General features: G+C 44.3%; 10 protein-coding genes and 2 pseudogenes. 5 read left to right on the top strand and 7 right to left on the bottom strand.

The features are described 5' to 3' along the window. Window positions 1–14: 14 nt before the first annotated feature. From ACQY1Y_RS12470 to ACQY1Y_RS12455, 4 genes are all read right to left on the bottom strand, one after another. Window positions 15–266, bottom strand: coding sequence for a hypothetical protein (locus tag ACQY1Y_RS12470; RefSeq protein ID WP_042790330.1), 252 nt, complete (start codon window positions 264–266; stop codon window positions 15–17). 172 nt (window positions 267–438) lie between these two features. Next, window positions 439–1,251 (bottom strand): class I SAM-dependent DNA methyltransferase, encoded by an 813-nt coding sequence (locus ACQY1Y_RS12465; protein WP_130757053.1) that lies wholly within the window; start codon window positions 1,249–1,251, stop codon window positions 439–441. Between the two features lie 45 nt (window positions 1,252–1,296). Next, window positions 1,297–1,563, bottom strand: a complete 267-nt coding sequence (locus ACQY1Y_RS12460) for an acyl carrier protein (RefSeq protein ID WP_002733562.1) — start codon at window positions 1,561–1,563, stop codon at window positions 1,297–1,299. A 148-nt stretch (window positions 1,564–1,711) separates the two neighbouring features. Beyond that, window positions 1,712–3,454, bottom strand: coding sequence for a fatty acyl-AMP ligase (locus tag ACQY1Y_RS12455; protein WP_430012846.1), 1,743 nt, complete (start codon window positions 3,452–3,454; stop codon window positions 1,712–1,714). Between the two features lie 224 nt (window positions 3,455–3,678). Between ACQY1Y_RS12455 and ACQY1Y_RS12450 the strand changes: the two are divergent. Continuing rightward, window positions 3,679–3,912: pseudogene (locus ACQY1Y_RS12450) on the top strand (IS4 family transposase); the annotation flags it as partial. Between the two features lie 393 nt (window positions 3,913–4,305). Here ACQY1Y_RS12450 and bioD read toward each other — a convergent pair. Beyond that, window positions 4,306–4,968, bottom strand: a complete 663-nt coding sequence (bioD, locus tag ACQY1Y_RS12445; protein ID WP_002733082.1) for a dethiobiotin synthase — start codon at window positions 4,966–4,968, stop codon at window positions 4,306–4,308. 269 nt (window positions 4,969–5,237) lie between these two features. Between bioD and ilvB the strand changes: the two genes are divergently transcribed. The 4 genes from ilvB (at window position 5,238) to ACQY1Y_RS12425 (ending at window position 11,055) form a co-directional block, all read left to right on the top strand. Continuing rightward, a complete protein-coding gene (gene ilvB, locus ACQY1Y_RS12440; RefSeq protein WP_002752240.1) occupies window positions 5,238–7,091 on the top strand; it encodes a biosynthetic-type acetolactate synthase large subunit in 1,854 nt (617 codons plus the stop codon). 462 nt (window positions 7,092–7,553) lie between these two features. Continuing rightward, on the top strand, window positions 7,554–9,131 hold the full coding sequence (serA, locus tag ACQY1Y_RS12435) for a phosphoglycerate dehydrogenase (RefSeq protein ID WP_002733093.1): 1,578 nt from the start codon (window positions 7,554–7,556) through the stop codon (window positions 9,129–9,131). A 259-nt stretch (window positions 9,132–9,390) separates the two neighbouring features. Beyond that, window positions 9,391–10,287 carry a 50S ribosomal protein L11 methyltransferase gene (gene prmA, locus ACQY1Y_RS12430; protein WP_430012845.1) on the top strand — a complete coding sequence of 299 codons (897 nt, stop codon included), beginning with the start codon at window positions 9,391–9,393 and terminating at the stop codon, window positions 10,285–10,287. A gap of 324 nt (window positions 10,288–10,611) precedes the next feature. Beyond that, a complete protein-coding gene (locus tag ACQY1Y_RS12425; RefSeq protein ID WP_002795233.1) occupies window positions 10,612–11,055 on the top strand; it encodes a molybdenum cofactor biosynthesis protein MoaE in 444 nt (147 codons plus the stop codon). 2 nt (window positions 11,056–11,057) lie between these two features. Here the strand turns inward: ACQY1Y_RS12425 and ACQY1Y_RS12420 are convergent. After that, window positions 11,058–12,277: pseudogene (locus ACQY1Y_RS12420) on the bottom strand (hypothetical protein). 260 nt (window positions 12,278–12,537) lie between these two features. After that, entirely contained in the window at window positions 12,538–14,100 is a 1,563-nt protein-coding gene (locus ACQY1Y_RS12415; RefSeq protein ID WP_002752235.1) for a B12-binding domain-containing radical SAM protein, read from the bottom strand. Window positions 14,101–14,265 lie beyond the last annotated feature (165 nt).

The raw sequence follows: 14,265 nt of genomic DNA, 5'->3' as shown, positions 1-14,265 counted from the left end.
TCACTGCGGTTTTTCTAATTTAATACGGTTACAGTTTCTTTAAATTGAAGAAAAGCTTTAATGTTATTGGTGATCGCCCGTTCAATTGACCCCCCAGCTTTCATGAGCCGCATTTCACGGTTAACTGGCCATAGATAATCCAAACTATCGGTCAAACGTAACATATTCTTCAGCATTTTTTGATGATACTTAACTTGTACATCGAAGCCCTGATGCTCTTGACATAAACATCTTTCTAGCCAATATAGAGACTCCTCTGCTGACATTCCAAACAAAGGAGAACGCAAAATCTTATCATAATAGGATATTACTCAGTTTGAGAGGTCTTGGAATTGACTGATTTAAGATTGAGTAATTTTCGGTCTTGGCATCTTGAATTGTATTCATGGCTTGTGTGGTTTCAGAGAATAAGGTAAGTTGGATTTTTTTTAGCAGAATTTAAGCTGAATGGGTTGTTTTATGCCCAATAACAAAACAAACTGAAGGACAAGGAATGTTTGTCAAAGGACGTTGTTCAAGCCAGGGCATCGCATCAAGAACAGTTAGTTCACAAGCATCAGCCAACAATTCAACTTCAGGCTTGAAAAGATAGCGCTGAGGATGTGTTTCCCGTGAATTCTCTAGAAGTTGATTTTCTTGATTTGTTACCCATAAATTGTGAGTAACTTCCACTATATTTTCATGGGTTAAAAAATTTAGTTCACTAATATAGGTTACTTCGTTACCATTGGAATTATCCTCTAAACGCAATATTGATGCTGTAGGCCGACTCTTAAATTCCCCCAGTCCGTAAGGCCCATAGGACACATCACAAATAAAAATCCCCCCAGCTTTTAAATGGTTTTTAACCGTTGCAAACGTTGCCAGTAAATTTTGATTGGTCGTTTGATAGTTAACCACATGAAATAGAGCAAGAACAACATTAAACTGACGATTTAAACGGATTTCACAAATATTTCCTTGAGAAAAACTCAGATTAGAAGCTATTGTTTCATCTTCAATGCGAGTTTTAGCCTGCTCTAACATTTCAGCACTGAGATCAACACCATGTACAGAATACCCTTTCTGTGCTAAAAGAGCGGCATGATAACCCGTACCACAGCCCAAGTCTAGGATAGATTTGGCTTCAGTTGTGTAAGTCTCAACTAAATTGTGAATGAATTCTACTTCAGTGGCGTAATCTTTGTTATAACCTTTATGTCCTACCACTAGATCATAGTAATGAGACATAGATTTGCCATAATTTGTCATTTTAGAACTTCCTCAAAATTTTTAAGCACAAACTTTATAAAAATGTCAGGGTTCACTAACCTGTTTAGCCAACTTTTCTAGAGTTGGATAATCGTAGATCAGGGTGCGATCTAAATCTCGTCCTAACCAATCCTCTAGATCAGCGATCAAAGCAACTGCCATAGAAGAATCGAGACCATATTCATCAAAGGGAACGCTTAGATCAATCTCATCTTCGTCCACTTCCATCATCTCTGTCATGTAAGCTACTAACCAGTTTTGAATTTCCGTTAGGGTCGGTTGTTTTTTGTCGTTTGGGATTTCTGTGGACATTAGACTCAGGTTGCTTTCTTTAGAAATGTAGCTAATTTTTAAGGAATTTCCAAGTCTAGGGACGTGGACTTAAGGGGAGAGAAAGAATTGCTCGAAGTTTCAATCGATATACGAATTTAACACATTAAGTGCCGATCAAGAAATTTTCTTAGCCCAAAATTTCCAGGCTTCCCTCTAAAAATTTGGCCCGACAGCCACGACGCTGAATTTTACCGCTAGAGGTTTTTGGTAAACTACCAGTCCTGATCAGCGCGATCGCATAAACCTGTAAATCATATTCCTGGACAACAGCTTTACGAATGGCTCTTTTTACCTCATCTATATCTACCTTACGGAGCCAGGTGCGCTCCACTTCCTGAACGACCACGAGCTTTTCTTCGCCCTTATTTTCAACGGTAAAAGCAGCCCCACAACTGGGACGCAGAGCGGGATGACTATTTTGGACGGTTAATTCAATATCCTGGGGATAATTATTGCGTCCTCGAATCAGAATAATTTCCTTGAGCCGACCTGTGACAAATAATTCACCGTCTTTGATAAAGCCCAAGTCTCCTGTTCGCAGAAAAGGCCCGGCTCCTGTATCTGCCAAATAAGCTTGAAAGGTTTCCTGAGTCTCTTGAGGTTTTCCCCAATAGCCTTGGGCGATTGTTGAACCTGATACCCAAATTTCGCCGACAATTTCAGGGGAGCAAGGTTTCAGGGTTTCAGGATTGACAATGACGATTTGAGTATCAATCGTTGTCCAGCCGCAGCCCACGAGGGTCTGCACATTGGTATCCGTTTCAGTGGCTCCCACAATCTTATTTTTTTCTAAAGCATTAGCCTGAACGGGATAAAAGTAAGGGGGACTGTCATAACTAACCGCCGTAACTTTCAGGGTGGCTTCTGCTAAACCGTAGCCAGGACAAAGGGCTGTGGCTTTGAAACCAGAAACTTGAAAAGCCTCCGCAAACTTTTTAAGTACCTCCGCTCTGACGGGTTCGGCCCCATTTAAGGCCATGCACCAATGGCTTAAGTCTAACGTAGCCCGTTTTTCAGGGGGAATTTTCCGTACACAGAGATCGTAGGCAAAGTTGGGGGCCGCACTATGGGTTGCTTTTTTATCAGAAAGGGCCTGTAACCAACGTAACGGTCGTTCCATAAAGCTGGCAGGGGACATCATGTAACAAAGAAATCCTTTGTACAAAGGCTGAATAACCCCATAAATCAGACCCATATCATGGAAGGTCGGTAGCCAAGTGACCATTACGCTATCTTGATCATGGCCCCAACCACGATCTAAATCGGCTGAATTAATCAACAAATTATGGTGACTGACCATTACTCCCTTTGGAGTTCCCGTTGAACCAGAGGTGTATTGTAGAAAAGCGAGACTGTTTTTTTCGAGGGTTGGTTCTAGCCAATCCTCCCTGAGGTGATGGTCAATTTCATCGGTAACAATCCACTGCATTGCGCCTAATTCAGAGTCTTTAGCCCATTGGTTTTTTAAACTGGGAAATAAAGCGGCATTGGTGAAGGTAAATCGGGCTTGAGAATCGGCAATAATCGCCTGTAAACGCAAAAGGTTTTGATTCCGTCGGGGTGGATAGGCGGGAATGGCGACGACTCCCGCATATAAACAACCAAAAAAAGCTGAAATAAAATCTAGTCCTGGGGGATAGAGCAGTAAACCCCTTTCGCCCTTGGCTTCTAAGGATTGTAGATAAGCGGCGATCGCCCTAGCCTTTTGATCCAGTTCCCTATAGGTTAAACGAGCTTCTTCGATTTCTCCGTCTCGCAGAAAAATATAGGCGAGGCGTTCCGGTTGACTGCTTGCCCGATAACGGAGTAATTCAACTAGGGTTGAGAATTTATTCAAGGGTTCTTGCAGATCACCATAGTTAATAGTCATCTAAGTACAGGAGGAAAAACTTGAAAAGTAGGCGGGAGTAGGGTTTTATGAGAAATAGCACTAATCTCGAAACCCCCGTGAACCAGTATAAGGGAGCATCTCACCTTTGTAACCCCTAAATCAGGTTTTATGTCAAGCTATTTTAAAAGCCTTGCCAGAAACCAGTTTTAGGGACAAGTATAATTACTCACTTGCATAAATGAGATGCTCCCCAGTATAACGCCTTGAAACAAGCTCTCAAACCTCCTAAAGGGATGGCACGGAGCAAGACTCTCTTTACTCGCTCCATTGAAATAGCTCCCATTGTAGTCCAGTGGCTCCCTATCCCTCAACCCTGGCTATTGAGTATTGACCGCACCAATTGGTCATTTGGTAGTCATACCCATTCTCTGGTGATGCTCAAGAAGAAAAAAGGCAACTCAAACAGCGATGAACGGATGCGTTTTATTAAACCTCTTGCATAATTAATTTTTGAGGGTTCAAAAACGGCAAAAATAAGAACTAAACTGCCTAAAATCTGTAAATAGACTATTTAGTTAATTATTATTCATTCTTAATTCTCTTGACTACTGGCTACTGACTCCTAACCCTAACAACAATTTTTAGTTTTCACAAGAGGTCTAATGTGCGGCTAACTAATTGACGAATCCATCCCTCTAGCTCCCATTGTCCCGAAATTCTGCTCGTATTTGCCGATTTTTGCCATAATTTTTCAAGAATTTTCATAAGACTTTGTATTTTTGCCAAAGAACTTAAACTTTTCCAAATAAATATATATTTTTATCAGAAATAATATATATTTAACAAATATCTCTTGACAAAAATTCCAAAATCTGGTACGGTTTCCTGCTCTAGATAATTTCTGGCCAACTAGCTACCACCGAGGCCAATTTATCCAAATCCCGACGATCTTCGATAAAGGGAAAAACACCTAAAACCGGACAATTAGTCAAGGATTGAATTAAATCGATCGGTGTTAACTGCTCTATTTCCGTCTCCGTGCGCGGTTCGAGACAATTAAGGATAATTCCGCCCAAATTGACCTTTTTTTGCTCTGCTAGGGCAATATTAGCCACCGTTTGGGAAATCGCCCCCAATTTCACCGGCACCACCAAAAGCGTTTTTAACCGCCATTGAGCCGCTAAATCCGCCAAAGTTAGCTCGTGGGTGACAGGACAACCTAAACCCCCCAAACCCTCAATTAAAACCAAATCTTGGCTTTTTTGTAGGTTCAGCAGAGCTTGCCACACTGTCCCTAAAGGAATATCTCGACCTTCCAAATCAGCAGCCACAGGAGGCGCTAAGGGTGCTTGATATTGCAGCGGTGTGATCATTTCTAATTGACCCTGAAATAAGCCCTCATACCATTCTCGATCGCCTTGACCCGTTTGCATTAATTTCATCAGCCCCAAGGCCTTGGATGGATAGTATTTTTGCCAATAAGCCACTAAAGCAGTGGTGACAACGGTTTTACCCGCATCGGTATCCGTAGCCGCAATCAAAAGACTATTCATAAAACTCCCAGGCTCAGTCAAGATCAGGTGAAATCACCAATATTTATTATCTTATCTCCCCTCTTACCCATCACCCCACACCCCACACCCCACACCCCACTTCCCAGATATTGCATGGGTAAGATGCAAAAAGAAAAAAAACTGCAGCCAAAAAGGTGAGATGGAATACACTAAAAGTATAAGGTTATCAATTTTGCTATTTTTCAAGTTGCATCCTAGGCAACAGAATTGCAATTATCCCTCTAGTTAGAAATTGGACGGTTTGCCCTGTGGTTTCATCACTTCCCAAGCCCAATAACTCTTTAACAACGGTTCCCCAGCGTTGTTCTGGTGCTTATGCCTTGATGGACAGTCTCAAACGTCATGGCGTTAAGCACATCTTCGGTTATCCCGGAGGTGCGATCCTGCCCATCTATGACGAACTCTACCGCTTTGAAGAGCGGGGAGAATTACAACATATTTTAGTGCGCCACGAACAAGCGGCCGCCCATGCCGCCGATGCCTACGCTAGGGCCACCGGCAAAGTCGGGGTCTGTTTCGGTACTTCCGGCCCCGGGGCGACCAATTTGGTGACAGGCATCGCTAACGCACACATGGACTCCATCCCGATGGTAATTATCACCGGTCAGGTCAGCCGGGCGGCCATCGGTTCCGATGCTTTCCAAGAAACCGATATTTATGGTATTACTCTACCGATTGTTAAACATTCCTATGTGGCTAGAAATGCCCGGGAAGTAGCGAGAATCGTCGCTGAAGCCTTCCACATCGCCAGTACAGGACGACCGGGACCGGTTTTAGTCGATATTCCCAAAGATGTCGGTTTAGAACTATGCGATTATATCCCCGTCGAACCGGGAGATGTGAAACTAACCGGTTATCGTCCCACGGTTAAGGGTAATCGCCGTCAAATCGAGGCCGCTTTGCACCTCTTGGAAACCGCCGAAAAACCCTTACTTTACGTTGGCGGAGGTGCGATCGCAGCTAATGCCCACGCCCAAATTGCCGAGTTTGCCGAGCGTTTTCAGTTACCCGTTACCACCACGTTAATGGGTATCGGTGCTTTTGATGAACATCATCCCCTCTCGGTGGGAATGTTAGGAATGCACGGCACTGCCTACGCTAATTTTGCCGTGACCGGGTGTGATTTATTAATTGCCGTCGGCGCTCGTTTTGATGACCGAGTAACGGGGAAATTGGACGAATTCGCCTCAAAAGCTAAGGTAATTCATGTGGACATCGACCCGGCGGAAGTGGGCAAAAATCGCGCCCCTGACGTGCCGATTGTCGGGGATGTGCGGGTAGTTTTAGAACAAATACTCCAAAAAGCCAGAGAATTTGATTATCCCACTAATTCCGATCGCACCCAAGCTTGGTTAGCCCAGATCGAGCGCTGGCGCCAAGATTATCCCCTGCAAGTCCCCCTACCAGAAGGCAGACTTTCCCCCCAAGAAGTAATCGTTGAGGTGGGCCGTCAGGCACCCCACGCCTACTATACCACCGATGTGGGCCAGCATCAGATGTGGGCGGCCCAATTCCTCAAAAATGGCCCCCGACGTTGGATTTCTAGCGCGGGATTGGGGACGATGGGTTTCGGTTTACCTGCTGCGATGGGGGTAAAGGTGGCTATTCCCGATGAGGAGGTCATCTGTATTAGTGGTGATTCCAGTTTCCAAATGAATCTACAGGAATTGGCCACCCTAACCCAATTTAATATTCATGCCAAGACGATTATTATTAATAATGGTTGGCAGGGTATGGTACGTCAATGGCAAGAAGCTTTCTATGGGGAACGTTATTCTAATTCCAATATGGAAGCGGGAATGCCAAATGTGGAACTGTTAGCCCAAGCTTACGGCATTAAAGGGATTACTATTCGCCATCGAGATGAATTAGCCGCAAAAATTGCCGAAATGTTGGCCCATGATGGTCCAGTTTTGGTCAATGCGATCGTGACTAAAGACGAAAATTGTTATCCCATGGTTGCCCCCGGCCAAAGTAATGCCCGTATGATTGGTTTACCGAAAATTGTCACCGGGGGTTGTGAAATGCACAATTGTCCCAGTTGTGGCGCGGTTAACAGTTGGAATAATAAATTCTGTCCTGAATGTGGGGCGAAATTGTAGCTGAAAATTGTTAATTAATTAACCAGCCTCCGTTAAGTATAACGGAGGTTTTTGGCTTTTTCTCTACTGTGTGAACATCATAAGTAGGTAGGCGTTAAAAATTATCAGAAACCCCCCTTATCAAGGGGGGCAGGGGGGATCGAACTTAAAATCCATTTTTAATTTAATCATAACCAGCTACTTAGAAATTTTCAAATAGAAGCAATGACAGCCCTAGAAAAAGCCTTAGAAAAAGGAGCGAAAAACTTGATCGCCACCGTGATTAAATTAGGCATATCTCAGTGACAACGGCAAGAGCCTGACATCAACCCCATGGACGACAATTAAGAATAACAACCTAAAATCTTTTCGCTAATTTTGCCATAGACTGCACCCTTTGCTTCTAAAATGGGCTATTGCGGCTAGATACCAATATTGGTCTAGCATTTGCCCGTAGACTGAAAAAAGCACGTTATAAAGATTATGGCCAAAGTTCTGGTATCCGATTCGATCGATCCGGTAGGAGTAGAAATTCTGTCACAGGTTGCCCAAGTGGACGTGAAAACAGGACTATCCGCTGAGGAAATCATTCAAATTATCCCCGAATACGACGCACTGATGCTCCGTTCCAGTACCCGCGTCACCAAAGAAATCGTCGAAGCGGGCAGCAAACTGCAAATTATCGGCCGCGCGGGGGTAGGAGTCGATAATATCGATGTTCCTGCGGCCACTCGTCAGGGTATTATTGTCGTTAACTCTCCCGAAGGTAACACGATCGCCGCTGCCGAACACGCCTTGGCCATGATGTTATCCCTTTCCCGTCATATTCCCAATGCCAATCAGTCGGTAAAAGCGAATAAATGGGAAAGAAATCGCTTTATCGGCACAGAAGTTTATAAAAAGAACCTAGGAGTCGTCGGTTTAGGTAAAATTGGCTCCCATGTCGCCACCGTTGCTAGATCCCTAGGCATGAAAATTCTCGCCTACGATCCCTTTATTTCCAAAGAACGCGCCGATCAACTCGGTTGCACCTTGGTGGATCTAGAATTACTCTTTGCCGAGTCCGATTTTATCACTCTCCACGTCCCGAAAACTGCCGAAACCCAGCATCTCATCGGTCGGGAAACCATCGCTAAGATGAAACCCACAGTCCGCATCATTAACTGTTCCAGAGGCGGCATTATCGATGAGTTGGCTTTAATTGAAGCCCTCGAATCCGGTAGAATCGCCGGGGCAGCCTTGGATGTATTTGAACAGGAACCTTTAGGCGAATCTAGATTAAGAGAATTATCTAACGTCATCCTCACTCCCCACCTAGGTGCATCGACTACGGAAGCACAGGTGGGTGTAGCTGTTGATGTGGCCGAACAAATTCGCGATGTCCTCCTCGGTTTGCCAGCGCGTTCGGCCGTTAATATCCCCGGACTAACTCCCGATGTTATGGAAAAACTGCGCCCTTACCTGCAATTAGCGGAAACTATGGGTAATCTCGTCAGTCAGTTGGCAGGAGGTCGCTGTGACTCGTTAAATGTCCGTTTACAGGGAGAATTGGCCACTAAAGACAGTCAACCTCTGGTGGTAGCGGCAATTAAGGGCTTACTTTCCCAAGCCCTCCGGGAACGGGTAAACTATGTTAATGCGGCGATCGAAGCTAAGGAACGCGGTATCCGGGTAATCGAAACCCGGGATGCTTCCACCCGCGACTATTCGGGATCGATTCATTTGGAAGCTAATGGTTCCATGGGGACCCATTCCGTCACCGGAGCGCTGTTAAGTACGGGAGAAATCCGCATTACTGACCTCGATGAGTTCCCCATTAACGTGCCACCGAGTAATCATATGTTATTTACCCTTCACCAAGATATGCCCGGTATTATCGGCAAAATTGGCGCACTTTTAGGCAGTTTTAATGTCAATATCGCCAGTATGCAGGTAGGACGCAAAATTATTCGCGGTGATGCAGTTATGGCCCTGAGTCTCGATGATCCTCTACCGGAAGGTCTTCTCTCGGAAATTACTAAAGTCCCCGGTATCCGCGATGCTTACACAGTGAAACTCTAGATTAAATCAGTTATCAGTAAACAGTCAACAGTAATCAGTGAAAGGAAAGCTCTGCACTTGCCACTTAATACTGTTGACTGAAAACCCAAATCTGATAACTGATAACTGATAACAAGGGCCGAATCTCAGACCTAATTGGTTAAGCTAAAAGCTTTGATGTGCTTAGTTTCTAACCTTCTTTTTAGGTAGGAGAATTGTCAGATTCTGTCTTTTGCCTCTTGCCTGTTGCCTCTTGCCTTCAGAAGCTGATAACTGATATATGTCTAATAGTTGGTGGGAAATTACGGTTTTGTGCGAACCTAGTCTCGAAGAAACGGTTTTCTGGAGACTGGAAGATTTTGGCTGTTCGGGAACGGCCACTGCTAAAAAACAATCCTCTTTAGAGGTTAAGGCCTATATACCAGAAATTAAAGCGCAATTGCCCGATTTAGAGGCACTAAGCCTCTGGTTAAAGCAGGATGCTTTGATTTTAGGTTTTTCTGAACCTGTCAGCTATTGGCAGTTAATGGACGAGGAAGACTGGGCCAGCAGTTGGAAACAACATTGGCAAATTAGCGAGATCGGCGATCGCTTTTTGATCTGTCCTGCTTGGTTAAATCCTCCGGAAAATAACCAGAGATTGGTGATTAAAATTGACCCCGGTTCCGCTTTCGGCACGGGAACGCACCCCACCACGCAATTATGTTTAGAATCCCTAGAAATGCGTTTAAGTAGCCATCCAGAGCCTAAAATTATCGCCGATATCGGTTGTGGTTCTGGCATACTGGCGATCGGGGCGATTTTATTGGGGGCTAAAAAAGTTTATGCTGTCGATATAGATCCCCTGGCGGTGAATGCGACGTACAGTAATCGCCATCTCAACGGGATTAACCCCGAAAATTTAGCTGTTAATCAGGGTAGTGTCGAGGAGTTATTAGAATTAATTCCCGATGGTGTTGATGGCATCGTTTGTAATATTTTAGCCGAGACAATTATCGCTTTAATGCCCGAAATCACCCGTCTGGCAAAACCCACCACCTGGGGAATTTTAAGCGGCATTCTTGTCACCCAAGCACAAGCAGTTACAGATATTTTAGAACCCCAAGGCTGGACAGTGGCTGCTCTGTGGAAACGTCAAGAATGGTGCTGTATCGAAATTCGCCGCACCCTGGATTAATATAGCTGTCAGCCTGGAATCAGTTATCAGTTATCAGTTATCAGTGAGCAGTTATCAGATTTGAGTTTTCAGTGAGCAGTATCAAGTGAGGAGTATTAAATGGCATTAACAGTGCTGTCTTGTCACTTCACTGATTACTAAGTAGGTAGGCGTTAAAAATTATCAGATGCCCCCCTTATCAAGGGGGGATTAAGGGGGGATCCCCCCGCCTATCGGCACCCCCCTTATCAAGGGGGGCAGGGGGGATCGAACCTAAAATCCATTTTTAATTTAATTATAACCAGCTACTTATTTACTATTTACTATTTACTGAAAAAAGCATCCATGACGCTAGATAATTTTCGCATCAGTTTTGCTCCTTTATCTTTGCAGGAAGTATATCAATTAGCCGATGATGGGGCTAATGGGGCTATTGTACTAATGAGTGGTACTGTACGGGAGCAAACCGACGGTAAACCGGTTATTTATCTTGATTATCAGGCCTACGAACCCATGGCGATGGAGGTTTTCCGGCAAATTGCTCGGCAAATTCGGCAAACCTGGCCCGATACCAATCGAGTTGTCATTCACCATCGCACTGGTAAGCTCAAAATCGGTGAAATTAGCGTCTTAGTAGCGGTGGGTTGTCCCCATCGAGGGGAAGCTTTCGCAGCCTGTCGTTATGCTATTGATACTCTCAAGCATAATGCCCCCATCTGGAAAAAAGAATACTGGTCTGATGGTTCTAGTCAATGGGTTAGTATTGGGGCCTGTGAAACGGAGTGTTAGGTCTAATAACGTAAAATCAAGGCAATTTTTTGGTAATCGTTCAAGGAATCCTCCTCGACTAAAGCTACACGTCCTCCCTTGGCCAATACCACTTCGATAATTTCATCCACTGCGTCATCGATTACCTCCGTACCACCGACGTTTTCCACCAGTATCAAGTCACCATTTTCGCTTAAAACTGCGGGTACATGGTAATTTTTCTCCACTAATAACAATTTTCCTCGACCTTCCTGCGCTAAACGCCACACTTCTCCCAGGGTAGAGATAACTTTTTGAGCGCTGACTGCCGCGTCCAAAGCTTGCAGGGCTTCAGTTTTTTGAGTCTGACGCACTGAATGCATAATCGGCAATACTTGTGGAATTAATTCTGGCAGTGAGGTTTTGTCAAAATTGCCGGTTAAAGTGCCAACAATTGCTGATGTGTACTGTGAAACTTCTTGAAAGAAGGAAATTTGACGAACCACTCCACCCACAATCAAAGGGGAAGAATCATCAATGTCAATGTATTCACCCAGAGCATTATCTACCTGTTGGAAAAATCGCCGGATTCTATCATCTAGATAACTGGTATCGGCATCAAAGGGCAGTGGTGCGGTGGCCCCCGGTCCAGTCATTTCTAGGGGAAAATTCTGATCGCGAATTTCTTCGAGAGTTTCTCCTGTAGCTGAGATTAAACGAGTAGAACCCTGACTTAATAGTAACAGCCAATAGGGTTGTTCTCGATGTAATCCATAAACTAAATCCCGTGTGGCAAAGGTTTTATCGATGACAACTCTTGCCTGGACAGAAAAAGGCAGGTTATAAAGCTTGGCAATATCCGGACCAATATAGAGAGCTAATCCATCTAGAGTATAAGGATAATCTATTTCAGCTACTAGACTATCGAGGCGATCGAACAAAGGTTCGATTTCACGTTTAGAGAATTCTTCCGATAATCGGCGCTTTGCTTCATCGACCAAATTTTTAACGAGAATAGGGTCTTGTTTAGACCTCTTGCATAAATCCGAAAACAAACGATAGAAACAATAATGGGAGGGACTTTCAGTTAATTATTTATTAGTAGTTGATAATCTTCAAAAATGTTGCTGTACAAGGATCGACTTAAGACTTTTGCAAGAGGTCTTTTGTTATCCGGTGAGGTGCGATGGGTAGGTAAGAGAATGGAAAGGGCGGGTATTTGAGTTAGGGATTGTAGTTTCTTAAGTTCTTGACGAGTAATCATTGATTTTAGCTTGATTGATAGGGTTAAGGAGCTAAAAATACTGGCTTTATCCAGATTTTCTCGATTTATTCAGTATTCCAGCTAACATTTTAGGGAAAAAATGTAATTATATCTAGAAAATTAAGAAATTATACTGAATTGCTTTGGCAGAGATTGAGGGAATTTTTAACCGGAAAACTAGGAATATTATTGATTTATCGATCGCCCACCATCAGGACAGAAAATGTTCAGGATGGGTTATTTACCCATCCTCGGAATAATTAGGCCGCTATGGCGGTTTTTTCCGATGTTAATGCCTCTTGGCGTTGAAATTCGGCTAATTGTGCCGTAATTTCATCCCGAACAATCTGACGGTATTCCAGGAAATGCTCGTTGTGGGCGCAGACAGTGATATAGTGTTCGGCGTTGGCGGGATTATGGCGCAAAATACCGAATAAATTCTGCCAGAATTTCCAGCGAGTGGAACGTTTAAAGCCCTGTCGCCAGATAATTACCGCTAGGGCATAGAGATCGGCCCGACGAGGCAGTTTAAAGGCAGGTTTAGCTTTAGGTGCGCCTAATTTCAGGAAACAGCGATAGGTGCGATCAAGAAATACCTCTGGATCGTACAATTTCCAGAAGGCTTCAATATATTCTGTGGCAATATCTTCGATCGGCCGGGTGGGAACGAAATTCATTAGGGTACTTTGGTTAATGTCCTGTTTCCCCGTTAATCGTAGTCGTCCTTCTTTTTCCAAGCGAGTCCATAGGGCGGTATTCGGTAAAGCTTGTAACATTCCGAAGAGAGCCGTGGGAATGGCCGCTTCTTCGACAAAATTAATAATGCGATCGGCCGCTCCTTTTTTCTCGCCATCAAAACCGATGATAAATCCCGCCATGGGGCGCAATCCGGCTTTAATAATCTTTTCTACCGTCTCGGTTAACGAACTACGGGTATTTTGGAATTTTTTGGTTAATTGTAAACTTTCTTCGTCGGGGGTTTCAATCCCTAAAAAGACCGCGTCAAAGTAACAATCAACCATCATTTCCATTAATTCGGGATCGGCGGCTAAATCCACCGACGCTTCCGTGTTAAACCGGAAAGGGTACTGGTGTTCTTCTTGCCAAACTTTTAATTCTTTGAGAAGTAATTTAACGTTGCGCTTGTTGCCAATAAAATTATCATCCACCATGAACACGCCCCGGCGCCAACCTAACTCGTAGAGATAATCTAATTCTTTTAATAATTGTGCGGGGGTTTTGGTGCGGGGTTTACGACCGTAGAGAACGATAATATCGCAAAATTCGCACTGGAAGGGACATCCCCGCGAAAACTGCACCGACATGGAATCATAAGCTTCAAAATCGAGCAGATCGTAGCGGGGGATCGGGGTAATTGTCACATCGGGTTTTTCTGTGGTGCGGAAAACACCTTTAGTTTCTCCTTTTGCCAATGCTTCCACAAACATCGGGATGGTGATTTCTCCCTCATCGAGAATCAGAAAATCGGCCTCGGCCACTTCGTGGGGGATAGAAGTGGGATAGGGACCCCCCACGGCCACCAGTTTACCCCGTTGCTTGGCTTCGTGAATTTGCTCGATTAAATCTTGACGTTGGACGATCATACCCGAAAGAATGACTATTTCGGCCCAGTCCCATTCTGCTTCTGTCACTGCCCGAATATTGCGATCAACCAGTTTAAATTCCCATTCCTGGGGTAAAATCGCCGCCACCGTCACCATACCCAGGGGAGGAAGTAAGACTTTGCGATCGACTAATTCCAGAATTTTGTTATAAGACCAGAAAGTCGGCGGAAAAACGGGATAAATCAGTAAGGCACGCATATTCACTCCTCGCTCGACGGCGATCGATTCTTGACCTTTCGCTTGATTGTAATCTTTTTCGGTCAGGGATGGGAAAACCGTTATTTAGTCTGAGAACTAGGATCAGGCTTGATTTTCGGCCGCCATTGCCCACCCTTGACCCTACCCCCATAAAAGTTTATGGCC

Origin of the sequence: Microcystis ichthyoblabe FBCC-A1114 (genome assembly GCF_050500245.1) — a bacterium.
In the GTDB taxonomy this organism is placed as follows: Bacteria; Cyanobacteriota; Cyanobacteriia; order Cyanobacteriales; family Microcystaceae; genus Microcystis; species Microcystis ichthyoblabe_A.
The sequence above is the reverse complement of the archived record's forward strand: the minus strand, read 5'-3'. Positions and strand labels throughout refer to the sequence as shown.